Source organism: Streptomyces sp. NPDC026538, from assembly GCF_055567535.1.
Genome location: NZ_JBVHQG010000019.1, coordinates 14,861 through 31,937 on the forward strand (window position 1 = coordinate 14,861; position 17,077 = coordinate 31,937).

General features: G+C 70.8%; 14 protein-coding genes. 5 read left to right on the forward strand and 9 right to left on the reverse strand.

All coding sequences use genetic code 11. The features are described 5' to 3' along the window. Nucleotides 1-114: 114 nt before the first annotated feature. The 6 genes from ACZ4N4_RS44080 to ACZ4N4_RS44105 form a co-directional block, all read right to left on the reverse strand. Nucleotides 115-1,419, reverse strand: a complete 1,305-nt coding sequence (locus ACZ4N4_RS44080) for a cytochrome P450 (RefSeq protein ID WP_467599895.1) — start codon at nucleotides 1,417-1,419, stop codon at nucleotides 115-117. 308 nt (nucleotides 1,420-1,727) lie between these two features. After that, complete coding sequence (locus ACZ4N4_RS44085; RefSeq protein WP_453578575.1) at nucleotides 1,728-2,597, reverse strand: carbohydrate ABC transporter permease; 870 nt, start codon at nucleotides 2,595-2,597, stop codon at nucleotides 1,728-1,730. After that, nucleotides 2,594-3,559, reverse strand: a complete 966-nt coding sequence (locus ACZ4N4_RS44090) for a carbohydrate ABC transporter permease (RefSeq protein ID WP_467599898.1) — start codon at nucleotides 3,557-3,559, stop codon at nucleotides 2,594-2,596. Before ACZ4N4_RS44090 ends, ACZ4N4_RS44085 begins: the two co-directional genes overlap by 4 nt. After that, complete coding sequence (locus ACZ4N4_RS44095) at nucleotides 3,553-4,863, reverse strand: ABC transporter substrate-binding protein (RefSeq protein WP_467599900.1); 1,311 nt, start codon at nucleotides 4,861-4,863, stop codon at nucleotides 3,553-3,555. Before ACZ4N4_RS44095 ends, ACZ4N4_RS44090 begins: the two co-directional genes overlap by 7 nt. Then, nucleotides 4,860-5,843 carry a GNAT family N-acetyltransferase gene (locus ACZ4N4_RS44100; RefSeq protein ID WP_467599903.1) on the reverse strand — a complete coding sequence of 328 codons (984 nt, stop codon included), beginning with the start codon at nucleotides 5,841-5,843 and terminating at the stop codon, nucleotides 4,860-4,862. The genes ACZ4N4_RS44095 and ACZ4N4_RS44100 overlap by 4 nt, the downstream gene beginning before the upstream one ends. Then, nucleotides 5,840-7,075: an exo-beta-N-acetylmuramidase NamZ family protein gene (locus ACZ4N4_RS44105; RefSeq protein ID WP_467599906.1), complete on the reverse strand. Its 1,236-nt coding sequence runs from the start codon at nucleotides 7,073-7,075 to the stop codon at nucleotides 5,840-5,842. The genes ACZ4N4_RS44100 and ACZ4N4_RS44105 overlap by 4 nt, the downstream gene beginning before the upstream one ends. Before the next feature lie 362 nt (nucleotides 7,076-7,437). Between ACZ4N4_RS44105 and ACZ4N4_RS44110 the strand changes: the two genes are divergently transcribed. The 5 genes from ACZ4N4_RS44110 to ACZ4N4_RS44130 all read left to right on the forward strand — a co-directional run bounded on the left by ACZ4N4_RS44110 (nucleotide 7,438) and on the right by ACZ4N4_RS44130 (nucleotide 13,666). Beyond that, entirely contained in the window at nucleotides 7,438-7,752 is a 315-nt protein-coding gene (locus ACZ4N4_RS44110) for a hypothetical protein (RefSeq protein WP_453578590.1), read from the forward strand. Between the two features lie 431 nt (nucleotides 7,753-8,183). Beyond that, on the forward strand, nucleotides 8,184-9,629 hold the full coding sequence (locus ACZ4N4_RS44115) for a glyceraldehyde-3-phosphate dehydrogenase (RefSeq protein WP_450761288.1): 1,446 nt from the start codon (nucleotides 8,184-8,186) through the stop codon (nucleotides 9,627-9,629). A 183-nt stretch (nucleotides 9,630-9,812) separates the two neighbouring features. Next, entirely contained in the window at nucleotides 9,813-11,336 is a 1,524-nt protein-coding gene (locus ACZ4N4_RS44120) for an alpha-N-arabinofuranosidase (RefSeq protein ID WP_467599909.1), read from the forward strand. A gap of 18 nt (nucleotides 11,337-11,354) precedes the next feature. After that, nucleotides 11,355-12,656, forward strand: coding sequence for a glycoside hydrolase family 27 protein (locus ACZ4N4_RS44125; protein WP_467599912.1), 1,302 nt, complete (start codon nucleotides 11,355-11,357; stop codon nucleotides 12,654-12,656). 2 nt (nucleotides 12,657-12,658) lie between these two features. Beyond that, a complete protein-coding gene (locus tag ACZ4N4_RS44130; protein ID WP_467599915.1) occupies nucleotides 12,659-13,666 on the forward strand; it encodes a LacI family DNA-binding transcriptional regulator in 1,008 nt (335 codons plus the stop codon). 126 nt (nucleotides 13,667-13,792) lie between these two features. Here the strand turns inward: ACZ4N4_RS44130 and ACZ4N4_RS44135 are convergent, their stop codons facing one another. The 3 genes from ACZ4N4_RS44135 to ACZ4N4_RS44145 form a co-directional block, all read right to left on the reverse strand. Then, nucleotides 13,793-14,482 carry a class F sortase gene (locus ACZ4N4_RS44135; protein ID WP_467599918.1) on the reverse strand — a complete coding sequence of 230 codons (690 nt, stop codon included), beginning with the start codon at nucleotides 14,480-14,482 and terminating at the stop codon, nucleotides 13,793-13,795. A gap of 99 nt (nucleotides 14,483-14,581) precedes the next feature. Further along, nucleotides 14,582-15,196, reverse strand: coding sequence for a hypothetical protein (locus ACZ4N4_RS44140; protein ID WP_467599921.1), 615 nt, complete (start codon nucleotides 15,194-15,196; stop codon nucleotides 14,582-14,584). A 237-nt stretch (nucleotides 15,197-15,433) separates the two neighbouring features. Then, nucleotides 15,434-16,822 (reverse strand): glycoside hydrolase family 43 protein, encoded by a 1,389-nt coding sequence (locus tag ACZ4N4_RS44145; protein WP_467599924.1) that lies wholly within the window; start codon nucleotides 16,820-16,822, stop codon nucleotides 15,434-15,436. Nucleotides 16,823-17,077: the final 255 nt, after the last annotated feature.

Consider the following 17,077-nt stretch of genomic DNA (forward strand, 5'->3'; position numbering starts at 1 on the left):
GCACCGGTCCGCTTCAGGCTGCCGCGGTCACCACGTCGTGACCGTCGTCCCCGGACCCGCCGCGCGGCGGCCGGGGTGAGGGCGTCCGCCGTACGCGGCAGGACGCGGGCCGGCTCAGGCGCGGACGAACTCCACGGGCACTCTCAGGGCCACCGTGTGCTTGCTGTTGTTGGCCCAGGGCACCGGACTGGTCAGCCGTACCTCGGCGACCCGGTCGAGCAGCACGCCGAAGAGCGTGCGCAGTTCGATACGGGCGAGGTCGGCGGCGAGGCAGCTGTGCGGCCCCTGGCCGAAGGCCACGTGCGGGTTGGGGTTGCGGCGCACGTCGAAGGACATGGCGTCCTCGAACACGCTCTCGTCCCGGTTGGCCGAGGACCACCACAGAGTCACCTTGTCGCCGCGGCCGAACCGTACGCCGTTGAAGGTGAAGTCCTCGGTGGCGGTGCGCCGGTTGTAGGGCGTCGGCGTGGACCAGCGCATCATCTCCTCGACCGCGCTGTCCAGCAGCGCGCGTTCCGCGCGCAGCGCCTGCCACTGTTCCGGCCGTTCGGCCAGGGCGAGCAGGCCGACCGCGATCACGTTGCGGGTGGGCTCGCTGCCGGCCAGGGTCAGCAGGTTGACGAACACCTCGCGCTCGTAGTCACGCAACGGCGGTTCGCCCTGACCCTCCGGGAGGTCACCGGCGGCGATCACGGACAGGAAGTCCCGGGCCGGGTCGGCGCGCTTCTCGGCGATCAGCTTGACGCCGTACTGGTACATGGCCAGCAGGGAGGCCTGGCTGCGGGAGGAGGCCTCGCCGGACTCGCGGTCCTCGTAGCCCATCACGACTTCGGTCCAGTCGACGAACTGCGGCCAGTCCGCGCGGGGTATGCCCATCAGCGCGGCCATGACCTCGACCGAGTACCGGCCGGCCACGTCGTTCTGGAAGTCGCAGGAGCCCTGCTCGACGACCTCGTCGATGATCGTCTCGGCGCGTTCGGTGATGGTCGGGGCGAGCGCCTCGAGGACCGGACCGGTGACCGAGGGGCTGACCAGGTCGCGCAGCAACCGGTGCCGGGGGTCGTCCATCATGTTCAGCATCGCGCCGGAGTAGGTGCCGGCGGGCAGGTCGTCGAGGTGGGTGCCACCGCCCTCACGGTCGCCGCCGCCCTGGGAGGACAGCAGCGGATGGGCCGCGGCTTCGACCACGTCGGCGTAGCGGGACAGGACCCAGAAGTTCTCGCCGTCGCGGGTGCGGCCCGGCGGGTGCAGCAGGATCGGTGCTTCCCGGCGGAGCCGGGCGAAGACCTCGTGCGGGAAACCGGCACCGAACCGGTCCTGGTCGCTGAGATCGAACCCGCCGAGAACGGCGGGTAACTCGCCGGCGGAAACCTCGGTGGCGCTTCGCGATAACGGGAGGGCGGGCTGTTCCAATGACATTAGCTCTCCATTTTTTGCACTGACGTATCGAGGAACGTCAAAAGCAACATCAGTGTCACCCGATCGTGGAATTGACGTCAAGCGGCCCTTGAAGAAGTTGGGCTGACGCTGGGATGTCCTTTAGGCGGGACCGCCAAGGAACGTCCCTGGCCAGGGCAGTTGAGGCCGCTCGCCACAAGCGGGGCGCCCGAACTGTTGCAGGGTGCAGGCGTACCGCAGGGTCGATGAGAGAACAAACTCCCCAAGGACAATCCGCCGTGCTACGACAAACGGCGTATCGACACCACGATCTGGGTAGGATGCGCGGTTCACTTGAGGCCGCTGAGCATCACACCACGGATGTAGTGCTTCTGCAGCAGCAGGAAGAGCACCAGGACCGGCAGGGTGCTCAGCACCAGGCCGGCCATGACGATCGGCGTCGTACGGGTCGGATCGACGTAGTCCTGGAGGAGCTGGATGCCGACGGGCAGGGTCATCACGTCCGGGTTGGCGGTCGAGACGAGCAGCGCCCAGATGTACTCGTTCCAGGCGTCGACGAACGTCAGCAGTCCGAGGGTGACGAGGACCGGCTTGGTCTGCGGGACGACGATCCGCCACCACACGGTGAACTCGCCGGCCCCGTCGATGCGTGCGGCTTCCAGCACCTCGTCCGGGATGGAGACCATGAACTGGCGCATCAGGAAGATCCCGAAGCTGCTGACGAGGAACGGCATGGCGAGCGCCGCGATGCTGACGGTCAGGCCGGCGCCGCCGCGCCCGAACAGGTCGTTGCCGCCCGCCAGCGGCCAGTGCACCAGGATCAGGAAGTGCGGGACGAGGAAGAGGAACGGGGGGAACATCATCGTCGACAGCACCAGGCGGAACACGAAGTCCCGGCCCCGGAAGCGGAGTTTGGCGAGTGCGTACCCGGCGAGCGACGAGGTGACCAGCACCGAACCGCTGATCACGGCCGTGGCGACGACGCTGTTGCGGAAGAGCACCGGCAGGTCCAGCTGGTGGACGGCCGCCCGGTAGTTGGACAGGTCGAACGCCTCGGGCAGGAACCGGTAGGGCAGCCGGCCGGCCTCGTCGGCGCCCTTGAAGGACGTCATCACCATGTCGAGGAACGGCACCACCGTGAGCACGGCGCCGGTGACGACCAGCAGGTACGACAGCCAGGGGAACCGTCGGCGGATCACGCGTCCTCCCCCTTGCGCCGGAAGAGCCACAACTGGACCAGTGTGACCGCGAGGACCACCGCGAAGAGCACGAAGGCGGCGGCGCTCGCGGTGCCCCAGTCGCCGTAGGAGAAGGCCTGCCGGTACATCTCAAGGGCGGCCACGTCGGTGGCGTCCCCCGGTCCGCCCTTGGTCATCACGATGATCAGCGCGAACGACTGGAGGCCGGTGAGGAACTGGGTGACGCACACGAACAGCAGGGACGGCCGCAGCAGGGGCAGCGTGATCCGCCAGAAGACGGTGACGGGCCCGGCGCCGTCCAGCGCGGCGGCCTCGTAGTAGGACTGGGGGACGGACTTCAGGCCGGCGGTCAGGACGAGGATCGCCGAGCCCACCGAGGCCCAGGCCTGGACGACGACGACCGCGGGCAGCGCGGTGTCCGGGTCCTGGAGGAAGGCCACCGAGCCGACCCCCAGGGCGTTGAGGACGCCGTTGACGAGGCCGCCGGGTTCGTACATGTACTTCCAGACGTTGCCGACGGCGACGACGGTCGTGACGATCGGCAGGAAGTACAGCGTGCGCCACAGCCCCTGGAACCGGAGCTTGTCGATACAGGTGGCGACGAGCACGGAGCCGGCCAGCGCGAGGGCCACGGTGCCGAGGGCGAACAGCAGGGTGTTGGTGAGGACCGGGGTCAGGAACGTCGCCCCGTCGGCGAAGAGGCGGGTGAAGTTTTCCGGTCCGACGGGGTCGATGTCACCGAGGTCGAAGCCCGCCCAGCGGGACATGGACAGCAGCAGCGCGAAGCCGAGCGGCAGGGCGAGGAAGACGGCGTAGAACAGCAGGGTCGGCGCCAGGAAGAGGTAGGCGACGACGGCCTGGCGGCGCCTTTGCCGGTCCCGTCCGCTGCCTCGGACGCCGACGGCGGACGGCTGGCGGGCCGCCCGTTCGGCGGCCTCCGCTGTCAGGGTGGCGTTCACCATGAGCGCGACACCTCCTGGTCGACCTGGCGGCGGGTGGTGCGCAGGGCCTCGTCGACGGACTGCTGACCGGTCCACAGCGCCTCGATGTTCTTGCGCAGCAGCGACTTGGCCTGCTGCGCGCCCGGGCCGTTCGGCTCCGGCACCGCGTAGGCCAGCGCGTCCAGGAACGGCCGCAGGTTCGGGTCGCCGCCCGTGCCGAGAAGGGTCCGCATGTCGTCGGCGCGGCCGGTCAGGGAGCCGACCGACACCTGCAGGGCGCTCATCCGGGTGGCGCCGCGCACCTTGTCGGCGTTGAGCCAGCGCAGGAACTCCCAGGCCTCACGCGGATGTTCACTGGCGGTGTTGACGCCGAGCATGAAACCGGTGGAGAGCGTGGCGCGTCGGCCGTCCACCTCGGGCAGCGGCACGGGAGCCACGCCGACGTCGCGGTAGGCCTCGCCCATCAGGGACTTGAGGTTCGCGGTCCACCAGCCGGCGCTGATCACCATGGCCACCTGTCCGGACGCGAACGCCTTGTAGACGTTGACGCCGGGGTCGCTCGCGCCCTTGGCGACGAGGCGGTGCTGCAGGTCGAGCACGGCCCGGCCGGCCGGTGAGTCGATGGCGGTGCTCCTGCCGTCCGCGGCGACGAACCGTCCGCCGGCGGCGCTGAGCAGCGCGAGGGTCTGCCCGACGGTCGTGGAGTCGTCGTAGGTCGACAGTCCGAACCCCTGGACCAGGGTGTTGCCGTAGCCGTCCCGCCGGGCGGTGCGGTACGCGGTCTCCTCCAACTCCCGCCAGGTGCGCGGGGGTCCGTCGACGCCGGCCGCACGCAGCAGCCGCTTGTTGTAGTAGAGGGCGTACGTCTGCGTCTCGGTGGGGTAGCCGTAGACCCGGCCCGCCACCGACGAGGAGCCGACCGCGGCGGCGCCGTAACCGCGCCTGATCTCCTCGGCGTGCCCGGCCGGGGCCGGCCGCAGGACACCGGCCTGGACCAGCTGGCCGTTCCACAGGCAGTACGGCTGGAGGATGTCGGCGCCCTGGCCCGCGGCCTGGCGGACCATCAACGTGGTCAGCAGGTCGGTGAACTCCACGGCTTTCGTCGCCACCTTGACCCGGTCGTGGGTGGCGTTCCATTCGTCGACCGGGCCCTGCAGTGCCTCCTTCAGCTCGCCGCTCGCGTAGTGGGAGAGCAGGGTGAGGACGACCGGCTCCCCGGGCCGCCCGGTGCCCCGGTAGGGCGCGGCGCAGCCGGACGCGAGCAGCGCGGCGGGCAGGGCGAGCCCGAGGTGACGGCGACTGGGCCGCCCGGCCGAGGGCGTCATCCGGCGGCCGCCTCGCGGCGCAGCACGTGGAACACCCGGGTCGTGGTGAAGCCGGTCTTCCGGTAGAGGTGGCCGGCCGGCGACTGTGCGCCGGTCCACAGGAACCACGCGGAGTGCGCGCGCAGCGCCCGCATGCGTTCCAGGACCAGGTGGAGAAGGACTTCGCCCAGTCCGGTGCCGCGCATCTCCTCCAGCACCCCGATCGGACCGAACCGTTCGTCCACCGAGTCGAACGCGCCGTGCATCGCCCAGCCGACCATCCGGCCGGCCGGGTCGCGGGCGACGACGATCCGGTCGAGCGGGGTGCCCGCGGCCAGACACGCCCGGATCGTGCACGCCCAGTCCGGGCCGAAGTGGCGTCCGGCGAGCGCGAGGAGATCCACCAGGTCGTCGTCGGCCGGGGTGGCGAACCGGTAGCCGCGGCCGGTCAGTTGGTCCAGGCGGCGGGTCACGTCGTCCGGACGGCGGTAGCCGACCAGGCCGCGGTCCATCGCGGCCGCCTCGTACAGCGTGCGAAAGCCCAGGGACTCCAGGAGCTCGGCCGCCTCCGGGTAGGCCTCGGCGTCGAGGCCGGGGAACACGTAGTTCGGGGTGTACGACGAGAAGTCCACCCGGGTACGACCGTGGCCGTGCAGCCAGTCGAGGGCCTCGGTCAGCAGCCGGCGGCCGAGTCCGTGCCCGCGGGCGTCCGGGGCGACGAAGAAGAACGGGATCCAGCCCTGGTCCGGCTCCAGGTCGGTACCGGCCATGGGCGTCAGCCGCCGCACCGCGTAGGCGGCGCCGACCACGCGGTCGCCGTCGACGGCGACCCGCAGCCCTTCGGGGTCGAAGTTGGGGTCGAGCAGTACCAGGGTGCGGAAGCGGTCCGGGGTGATGGGGTCGGCGGGCACGCTGTGGCGCCAGGCCTCCACCACCCGCGGGCCGTCGCCCGCGCGAAAGCCACGGATCCCGGCCCGGGTCGTCGTCGTGCGGTCGGTCATCGAGGGGATCGTCCTTCCGGGCAGAGCGCCAGGTCCGCGGGGTAGAGCAGCACGTCGTCGCCGGCCCACCGGGAGGGCGGCGCCGGCGGATCGCACAGCGGCAGCGGGTCGTCGCCCCCGTCGACGGCCCGCCGCAGCCGGTCGGACCCCCACAGCAGGTCGATGAAGTGCCGGTGGCCGGTCCCCTCGGCGCCGCCCTCGACGGTGTGCCAGGCGAAGTCGTCCGGGTACAGGCGGCGGAGCACCGCGAGCATCGCGACGGCGGTGCGGACGGGTGCGAACACCCTGCGGTCGGTGACGTGCAGCTGGACTCCCCGAAGCGGCCGTCCCGCGTGCTTGTGGAAGGCCGGTACATAGCGCAGGTCGCGGAAGTGCACTCCCGGCAGGGCGAGTTCGGCAAGCGCGGGCGCGAACCGCCCGTCGAGGTAGGGGGCGCCGACGATCTCGAAAGGCTGGGTGGTGCCGCGGCCCTCGGAGAGGTTGGTCCCCTCGAAGAGGCAGGTGCCGGGGTAGACGAGGACGGTGGCGGGTGTCGGGATGTTCGGCGAGGGGGCGATCCACGGCAGCCCGGTGGCCTCGGCGTCCAGGGCGCGCTGCCAGCCGACGGCCTCGAGCACCGTCAACTCGACGGCGCGGCCCGCCGTTCGGGGCACGGCGGAGGCGTTGAAGTGCCGGGCGAGTTCGCCGCAGGTGAGGCCGTGCCGGACGGGGATCGGGACGCGTCCGACGAAGCTGGCCCATGCCGGGTCCAGGAGGGGGCCCTCACTGACGAGTCCGCCGAGCGGATTCGGGCGGTCGGCGACCACGAGCCGGACGCCGGTGCGGGCTGCCGAGACCATCAGGTCGAACATGGTCCACGTGTAGGTGTAGAACCGGGCCCCGACGTCCTGGAGGTCGTACACCAGGGTGTCGATGCCGCTGTCGATCAGCAGCTTGTCGAGCCGCTCGCCTTCGCACCGGTAGGTGTCGTACACCGGCAGGCCGGTGTCGGGGTCGGACCTGACCGCCTCGGACTCGCCCGCCTGGCCGGTCCCGTGGAGGCCGTGTTCGGGTCCGAACAGGGCGGCCAGCGGCGCGCCGGCCGCGAGCAGCGCGGGCGCCACCGGGCGCAGATCGGGGAGGACTCCGGCGTGGTGGGTCACCAGTCCGAACCGGCCGGCCCCGGCGAGCCCGGGCGAGTCGTGCAGGCGCGCGATCCCGGTCGTCACCGCGACACCGTCGTCCGTGCTCATCCCTTGCCCCGTCCGCCGGTGACACCTTCCTCAAGCAATGGTCGGGAATTTACTCTTATGTCCCGCATTTAGCGGCAATGAATCGCCGACGGTTCCCGCGCCCGCCTCGTCACACACGCACGGGTGACCGGTATCGACCAACCGCCTTGGCGGTAGCCGGACTTGCCCTCGGGACCACCGTCCCGCCGGCCGGCCCGGAGCGTCACGGCACTTCTACCAAGATCCCCCGGACGTGGGACGTTTCCGTGTCGTCGGGGCGTCCGGACGCGGTGACGGTGTGTGATGGCGACGGGCCTCGGTCTCCCCGTCGATTCCGGCGTCGCCCTTTTTCACCGTTCTCACCGCTCACGAAGGACATCACGATGCGCCTCAGCCGTCCGATCGCCGCCGTTCTCGGCGGGCTCGCCCTCGCCGTCATCACCATCGGTCCGGCCGCCGCCGCCGACGGGACGTTCGTCTGGGTCGGACCCAAGGGCAAGGCGTACGCCATCCAGAACCCGCCGGACCGCAAGTGCCTGGACCTGGCGCAGGAGGCGCGCGGTCCGCAGAACGCCACGAAGAAGGCGCTCGTCGTCTACAGCAAGCAGAAGTGCAAGGGCACCGCGCTGCGGATCGCTCCCGGGCACTCGGCGCCCAGCAGCGTCCACTTCGCGAGCGTGGTCTTCAACCCTCGCTAGGGCCTGTCCGGCGGATCACGCCGGCGAGGCACCGGCCCTAGGCGCTTCGCCGCAGGCGGCGTGACGCGCCGTCGTCCGGTTGCGGCTCCGGCGCGGCGGGGCCGCATCGCGGTGCGGCCCCGTGCCCCTTCGACGCACCCCCGAACCGCAGCCGACGCCGCCCGGGCCGCTTGGGCCGCGTGCCGCCCGGCCCCCAGACCGGTGGCGCCGATCACGACACAGTGACCGGCGCCACCGGTCTTTTTCCGCGCAGCAGGCACCTGGGCGCTGTGGTGCGCGGGCCACCGCCACGACCTGGGTCCGCACCGTTTCAGAGCCCCGCGACCGACGTCACACCGGGACGGCGCACATCACACCGGGACCCCCTTGATCGATCATCGACCGGCCGGTTTAGCATATGAGCGCCACCTAGCTCGATCGAGAGTAGATCTGTGACTGTCAACGACGACTCGTTCACCAACTGGAAGAACCGCGAGGAGATCGCGGAGTCGATGATCCCGATCATCGGGAAGCTGCACCGGGAGCGGGACGTGACCGTCCTCCTCCACAGCCGCTCCTTGGTGAACAAGTCGGTGGTCAGCATCCTCAAGACGCACCGGTTCGCCCGCCAGATAGCCGGCGCCGAACTCTCCGTCACCGAGACGATGCCCTTCCTGCAGGCGCTCACCACGCTCGACCTCGGTCCCTCGCAGATCGACATCGGCATGCTCGCCGCGACCTACCGGGCCGACGACCGGGGCCTGGGTGTCGAGGCGTTCACCGCGGAGGCGGTCGCCGGGGCCACCGGTGCCAACAAGATCGAGCAGCGCGAGCCGCGGGACGTCGTCCTGTACGGCTTCGGCCGCATCGGCCGCCTGGTCGCCCGGCTGCTGATCGAGAAGGCGGGCTCCGGCAACGGACTGCGCCTGCGGGCCATCGTGGTGCGCGGCGCCGGCGGCGAGGACATCGTCAAGCGCGCCTCGCTGCTGCGCCGGGACTCGATCCACGGCCAGTTCCAGGGCACCATCACCGTCGACGAGGAGAACAGCACGATCCTCGCCAACGGCAACGAGATCAAGGTGATCTACGCCGACGACCCCTCGCAGGTCGACTACACGGCGTACGGCATCCGGGACGCCATCCTCATCGACAACACGGGCAAGTGGCGCGACCGCGAGGGCCTGTCCGAGCACCTGCGCCCGGGTATCGAGAAGGTCGTGCTGACCGCGCCGGGCAAGGGCGACGTCCCGAACATCGTGCACGGCGTCAACCACGACACCATCAAGCCGGACGAGCAGATCCTGTCCTGCGCCTCCTGCACCACCAACGCGATCGTGCCGCCGCTCAAGGCGATGGCCGACGAGTACGGTGTGCTGCGCGGGCACGTGGAGACCGTCCACTCGTTCACCAACGACCAGAACCTGCTGGACAACTACCACAAGTCGGAGCGCCGCGGCCGGTCCGCGCCGCTCAACATGGTCATCACCGAGACGGGTGCCGCGTCCGCCGTCGCGAAGGCGCTGCCCGACCTCAAGGCGCGGATCACCGGCAGTTCGATCCGGGTCCCGGTGCCGGACGTGTCGATCGCGATCCTCAACCTCCAGCTGGCCCGCGAGGCGTCCCGCGAGGAGGTCCTGGACTACCTCCGCGAGGTGTCGCTGACCTCGCCGCTCAAGCGCCAGATCGACTTCATCACCGCCCCGGACGCGGTCTCCAGCGACTTCATCGGCTCTCGCCACGCGTCGATCGTCGACGCCGGCGCGCTGAAGGTGGAGGGCGACAACGCCATCCTCTACCTCTGGTACGACAACGAGTTCGGCTACTCCTGCCAGGTGGTCCGGGTCGTCCAGCACGTCTCCGGCGTCGAGTACCCGACGTTCCCGGCGACGGCGGTCTGACGCCTCTCCCTCCGAACGGCTCACCTCCCTCGCGAGCGCGAGGGAGGTGAGCCGTTCGTCATTCCCGCCCCGTGCACCGCCCTTGACGCGCCCACGCCCCGATGGCAGCTTTTTATCGATACAACCACCTCCGAACATCGTTCGAGATATCGACCAACCGGCCTCCCGGACTGGAGTACCCGCGTGCCCACCGCCACCGCGATCATCAACCTCGACATCGCAGGTCCGACCATCAGCCGCCACCTCTACGGCCACTTCGCCGAGCACCTCGGCCGCTGCGTGTACGGCGGCTTCTGGGTCGGCGAGGACTCCCCCGTCCCCCACGAGGGCGGCATCCGCCTCGACGTCGTCGACGCACTGCGCGCCCTGGACATCCCCAACCTCCGCTGGCCCGGCGGCTGTTTCGCCGACGAGTACCACTGGCGGGACGGCGTCGGCCCGCGCGAGCAGCGGCCCCGGATGGTCAACACGCACTGGGGCAACGTCGAGGAGAACAACCACTTCGGCACCCACGAGTTCATGGCCCTGTGCGAACTCCTCGGCGCCGAGCCCTACATCAGCGGCAACGTCGGCTCGGGCACCGTCCGTGAGATGAGCGAGTGGGTCGAGTACCTCACCCGGGACGGCGACAGCCCGATGGTGAGGCTGCGCAAGGAGAACGGCCGCGCGGAGCCGTGGAAGGTCAGGTTCTGGGGCATCGGCAACGAGACCTGGGGCTGCGGCGGCAACATGCGCGCCGAGTACTCCGCCGACCTGGCCCGCCAGTATGCCACCTACTGCCGCGACCACGGCGACAACAAGCTCTACCGCATCGCCTCGGGCGCCTCCGACGCCGACTACAAGTGGACCGAGACCCTGATGCAGCAGATCAGCTGCTTCGGCTGCGAGGCTACCCCGAAGAACTTCTTCCAGGGCCTGTCCGTGCACTACTACACGCTCTCCGGCCCCTGGGAGGCCAAGGGCAGCGCCACCGAATTCGGCACCGACGACTACTACCGCACGATGCTGTCGGCCCGCCGTATCGACCGCATCCTCACCGGCCACTCCACGGTGATGGACGTCTACGACCCGGGCCGCACGGTCGGCCTGGTCCTCGACGAGTGGGGCACCTGGTGGGACGTGGAGCCCGGCACCGACCCCGGCTTCCTCTTCCAGCAGAACACCCTGCGGGACGCGCTGGTGGCGAGCACCCACTTCGACATCTTCCACCGGCACGCGGCCCGCCTGCACATGGCCAACATCGCCCAGACCGTCAACGTGCTCCAGGCCATGCTCCTCACCGACGGCGACGCCCTGGTCCTGACCCCCACCTACCACGTCTTCGAGATGAACAAGGGTCACCAGGACGCGACGTCGCTTCCGCTGCACCTGCGCGGCGAGGGCACCCGGCGCCGGCTCGGGGACGCCGAACTCGACACCCTCTCCGCCTCCGCCAGCGTCAAGGACGGCACGGTCCTGATCTCGCTGAGCAACCTCGACGCCGAGGAACCCGCCGAGATCACCCTCGACCTGCGCGGCGGCACCCTCGTCTCGCCGACCGCCCGGATCCTCACGGCCGACAGGCTCCAGGCCCACAACGCACCGGGGACCCCGACAGCAGTCGCTCCGCGGGCCTTTGACGACCTCGCGGTGACCGGTCACGGCCTGCGGCTCTCCCTGCCGCCGCACTCGTTCGTCACCGTCCAGGCCCCCCTGCACCAGCGCTGACCCCCCAGGAGTGCGCACATGACCCGATCCGCACGTCCCCTGCCCGCCCGCCACCTGCGGCCGCCGATGGGCTGGAACAGCTGGGACTGCTACGGCACCACCGTCACCGAGCAAGAGGTCCTCGCCAACGCGGAGTTCATGCGCGAGCGGCTGCTGCCGCACGGCTGGGACACCGTGGTGGTGGACATCCAGTGGTACGAACCCACCGCGCGGGCCCACGGCTACAACCCGGACGCCCCGCTCGTCCTCGACGGGTACGGCCGTCAGCTCCCCGCGCCGAACAGGTTCCCCTCCGCCGCGGCCGGGGCCGGATTCGGGCCTCTGGCAGAGCGAGTACACGGCATGGGGCTGCGGTTCGGGCTGCACATCATGCGCGGCATCCCGCGACGCGCGGTCGAGGCCGCACTTCCCGTGCTCGGCACGGAGTTCACTGCGGCCGACGTGGCCGACACCGGCTCCGTGTGCCCCTGGAACTCCGACAACTACGGGCTGAACCACGACCACCCCGGCGCCCAGGCCTACTACGACACCCAGGTCGCCCAGTTCGCCACGTGGGGCGTCGACTTCGTCAAGGCCGACGACATGCTCTTCCCGTACCACGAACGGGAGATCGCCGCCTACGCCCGGGCCGTCGAGCGCAGCGGCAGGCCGATCGAGCTGAGCCTCTCCCCCGGCACGGACATGTCCCTCGCGCGCCTCGGCCACCTCCGCGAGCACGCCACCATGTGGCGGGTCTGCGACGACCTGTGGGACCGCTGGGCGGACGTCGAGGCGCAGTTCGCGCGGATGGCCCGCTGGGCCCCCTGGCAGGGGCGGCAGGGCTGGGCGGACGCCGACATGCTGCCGCTGGGCCACATCGGCATCCGTGCGGAGCGCGGCGCGGACCGCCAGTCGGCCCTCACCCGTCCCGAGCAGACCAGCCTGCTCACCCTCTGGCTGATCTCCCGCTCCCCGCTGATGATGGGCGGCGACCTGCCCACCAGCCCGCCGGAGACCATCGAACTGCTCACCAACGACGAGGCGCTCGACGTCCTGTGGCACAGCACCGGAAACCGCGAGGTGCTGCGCGAGCGGGACCTGGTGCTGTGGACCGCCCGGGACACCGACGGGCGCACCCGGTACGCGGCGGTGTTCTCGCTGGCGGACCAGGAGCGCCGGTTCGAGGTGCCGCTGGGATCGATCGGGGCCGAACCCCGCGACCGGGTCCGCGAGGTCTGGACCCGCACCGACACCGTCCACGACGGCCGGCGGCTGACCATCGAACTGCCCGCCCACGGCGCCGCCCTCTATCGTCTTGCCGAGGACGGCAGGCGGGAGTGAACGTGGCGACGATCCAGGACGTGGCGAAGGCGGCCGGAGTCTCGGCGATGACGGTCTCCAACGTGATCAACCGCCGCCCCAACGTCCGCCCGGCCACCCGGGACCGCGTCCTGGAGGCGATGACCCGGCTCGACTACCGGGTCAACGTCGCCGCCCGCAATCTGCGCAAGGGCCGTACCGGGACGATCTGCCTGGCGGTCCCCGAGGTCAACCGCCCGTACTACGGTCGGCTGGCCGCCTCGATCATCGCGGCGGCCGACCGGCACGGGCTCGGGGTCGGCATCGAGCAGACCGGCGCCCGCCGGGAGAACGAGCTGGCGGCCCTCGCCCTGTCCCGCAACCGGCTCTACGACGGCCTCATCCTCAGCACCGTGGGGATGGGGCCGGCCGACGTCCAGGCGCTGGAGGTCGACCATCCGGTGGTGATCCTGGGCGAGCGGATCTTCGGCGGGCCCGTCGACCATGTCGCCATGCCGAACGAGGCCGCCTCGGAGGCGGCGACCCGCCATCTCGTCGAGCGGGGCTGCCGGCGGATCGCCCTGGTGTGCGGGCGCCTGGGCAGCGAGGCCGACGTGTCGAGCCTGCGGTACGCCGGATATCTGCGGGCGCTGGCGGCCGCGGGGCTGCCCGCCGACCCGGAACTGGTGGTCACCGCCGAGTCGCTCACCATGCAGGAGGCCGCCCGCCGGATCCGGGAGCGGCTGGCGGACGGCCTCGATGTCGACGGGGTGTTCTGCGTGACGGACACGGTGGCCATGGGCGTGCTGCGCGCGCTCGCCGACGCCGGGCTCCGGGTGCCGGAGCGGGTCAAGGTGATCGGCTTCGACAACGTCGACGAGAGCGCGTACCTCATCCCCTCCCTGTCCACCGTCGACCCGGACCACGATCTGATGGCCGAACGCGCGGTCGCCCTGCTGGCGGCACGCATCGGCCGGCCCGGGCCCGGGCCGGAGCGGCAGGAGTTCATCGGCCCCTTCCGCCTGGTGGTACGGGAGTCGACAGGCGGCTGAACCGCTCGGCCGCCCGCAGCCGGCACCCGTACCGTGCTCACGGGGCTTCGGCGGGCGGCCCTACGGTGCTCAATTTCCGACCCTGGCCCCATCCGTGCCGTCCGACCCGCGATCGCGCGTTCGATATCAGACGAGGTGGCCGAAGACGACCAGGTTCTCCGTGTAGTCCTTCACGTCGTGGTCGTAGTCGCCGGCGCAGGTGATCAGGCGCACCTCCGGGCGGCGGGTGTCCGCGTAGACGCGTTCGCTGGGGAAGTCGTCCTTCGCGAAGGTGTCGGCGCTGTCGACCACGAAGTCGGCCTCCGTGCCGTCGGCCCGCTGCACCGAGAAGCCGTCGCCGGGCTCCAGTTCGTCCAGCCGGACGAAGACGGCGGCCGAGACCTTGGTGTCGACGTGCCCGGCGATGATCGCGGTGCCCGCCTCGCCGGGCGCCGGACCGTCGGCGTACCAGCCGACGAGGTTGGTGTCCGCGGCGGGCGGCGGCTGGAGCTGGCCCGAGGGGGCGAGGGTGAGGGTGGTGAACGGGGCGTCGACAGCGATCTTCGGAATGAGCAGCCGGGTCGGCGCGGACCGGGACAGCGCCTCGCCGGCCCGGCGCGCACCGCCCGAGGGGGCGGCGTCCGCGCTCTCGGCCGGCATGTTGCCCGAGGCGTCGGAGGCCTTGCCGTGTCCGAAGAGCATCGCCACGGCCAGGAGCAGGACGGCCACGCCCCACACGGGCAGCCGTCCGGTACGCCGGGTGCCGTCCGGGTCCTCGGGATCAGGGGCCGCGGGGGCGGGGCCCTCGGTGTTCGGGCGGGAGGTGCCAGCTGCCATCGGAGGTCACCTTTCTGAGCACGGCAGCGGGAGGGGGGAACGGGGCCGCGGCCGCGTCCATGAAGGTCGGCGGCCGCGGCTCCCGTATGCGCAGGCCCGTCAGGACACGGACCCGGCGGTCTTCCTGCGCCGCAGCGCGTAGGCGCCGGCGGCCCCCACACCGAGGACGGCCAGCCCGCCGGTCGTCACCCCCGGCGTGGCGAGGCCGCCGCCACCGGTGTGCATACCGCCGTGCGGCTTCTCGTTGTCCTCGTCGTCGCCCCACGAGCCGCCCTGGTCCCGGCCCTCACCGCTCCCCCGGTCGCCCTTGCCCCCCTGCCCGTCGCTGTCTCCCTTGTCGCCCTTGCCCCCCTGGCCGTCGCTGTCTCCCTTGTCGCCCTTGCCCCCCTGCCCGTCGCTGTCTTCCTTGTCGCCCTTGCCCCCTTGGTCGTCGCCCTTGTCCTTGTAGGTCTCGGGATCGAACTTGCTGTCGTTGCCGCTGTCCGATTCCCATCCACTGCTCAGCTTCGCCACGGCGAGGACTCCGCCGCCCGTGTGCATACCGCCACGCGGTGCTTCGTGGCTGCTGTCGTCGTTGTGCTCCTTGCTGTAGGAAGAGTCGTCACGGCCTCCGTTGTCCCAGTCCCCCGCGACCGCGGCATGGGCGCCGGGTGCCGCGAAGGCGAGGGCTGCGGTGGCGGCCGTCGTCGCGAGGATCATGCGGGCAGAACGCATCTCGATGTCCTTCCGCCTTGGCCGGGCAGCGGATACTCCATCGGCTGATACGACCCGGCCCCGACATGAACCACCGTCAGCCAGCGCCCCGCCCGGCACCATCCAGGCCGCCCATCCGTGGTGACGACACGCCCAACACCGCCCGGCTGGGTCAATCCCGACCGGCAGGACGGGGCCATTCGGGGGTCTCCGGGCCCGCCGTCGGCGTGTCGCCGCCCGACGGACCCCGCCGCGGCGTCAGAAGCCGACGTGGAACGTGGCGTCGGCCAGCTCCGTGCTCGTCGACACGGGGTCGATGCGCAGGACGTAGTCGGAGTGGCGGATGTAGCGCGTCGGGTAGTTGTACGAGCGGAACGAGGACCAGGAGGAGTCGGCGAGACCCGCCGTCCGGTAGAACGTGGCGTCCTGGGCGAAGGCCGTCGTGCCGTCGTTCTCGTCGAGTTGCAGCTGGTAGTCGTAGTGGCGCAGGTAGCGGGTCGGGTAGTTGACCGACTGGAAGGACACGCCGCCGCTGTCGGCGAGGCCGGGGACCAGCTTCCACATGCCGTCGGTGTAGGGGTCGAAGGCGTACTCGTCGATCCGGCCGACGAAGTTGCTGTGCCGGACGTACCGGGCCGGGTAGTTGTAGGACTTCAGCCGGTTCCAGGTGGGGGTGCCCCACTTGGCGACGAGATTGCCGTACTCGGCCGAGGTGATGGGCTGGATGCCGCAGTGCTTGGAGTTGAGCGGCTGCGTGTAGGTCTTCTGGTCCAGGGCCGTCCAGGTCCCGGCGGACAGGGCGCTGGTCCGCCAGGCGTAGAAGACGCCGTTGGGGGACCAGGTGTCGCCCCACAGGTACCAGGTCGAGCTGGAGGCGAGGGACTTGACCAGGGTCGGGGCCTCGGTGCCGTTGTGCGAGACGGCCGTGCTGAACTCGGTGAAGCTGCCCGGGTCCAGCGAGCCGGAGCGGGCGCCGACCAGCGTCGAGTTCTTCTTGAAGTAAAGGTAGTTGACACCGTTCACACCGACCGCCAGGTCGCCGTCGATGACGTCGTAACCGGGGTCGAAGAAGACCTGGGGGGCGCCGGCGGTCACGAAGTCACCGGTGTAGTTGATCATGATGACGTTGTGGCCGCTGTCGTTGACCGCGGAGTAGATGACGCCGTACTGGCCGCGGCCGGCGTCCCAGAACGCCTCGGGTGCCCAGCTGTGGGTGTCCATGTCGTGCAGCTTCATCCGCCGGTAGCCGGTGAAGCTGCGCAGGTCGGTGGAGTCCCAGACGTGGATGTACTGGCTGACGTAGGTCCAGTCGGTGCCGTTGAGGTCGGTGGCGAGCACCACGAACGTGCCGTCCTGCTTGCGCAGGATGAACGGGTCGCGCAGGCCGAGGGAGCCCGCGGTGGGGGTCGCGACGGGGTTGTTCTGGTTGAGCGGGGTCCACTGGAGGCCGTCGGTGCTGACCGCGAGGTGAAGGCCGTAGTTGGCGGCCAGCATGTCCGGGGACTCGGTGAAGTAGCACATCACGTAGGCCGAGTCGGTGGCCGCCCGGGCGGTTCCGGCGCCGAGGGCGAGGGCACCGGTGGCGGCGAGGGGGACGGTCGCGGCCGCGCCGAGGAAGTGCCGGCGCGACAGGGGGGTGCCGTTCATGTGCGCTCCAGACGAAGGGGGGATGTCCGAGATTTCGAACACGGTTCGGAGGGGCGATCAGAAACTAGAGGGACGCGTGGGGTGCGTCAATCCTTGCGTAACAAGGGAGTTACTCGGATTCCCCGCACTCCACCGGGAGCGTGAGGGGGCGGGACACAGTCCGGGGCCGTCACTGTGAGGCTCATGTGACGTGGCTGTCCGCCGGGGGCAGGCGGCCGGGGCCAGGCCCTGCGCAGCGTCGTACGGCCGATCTCC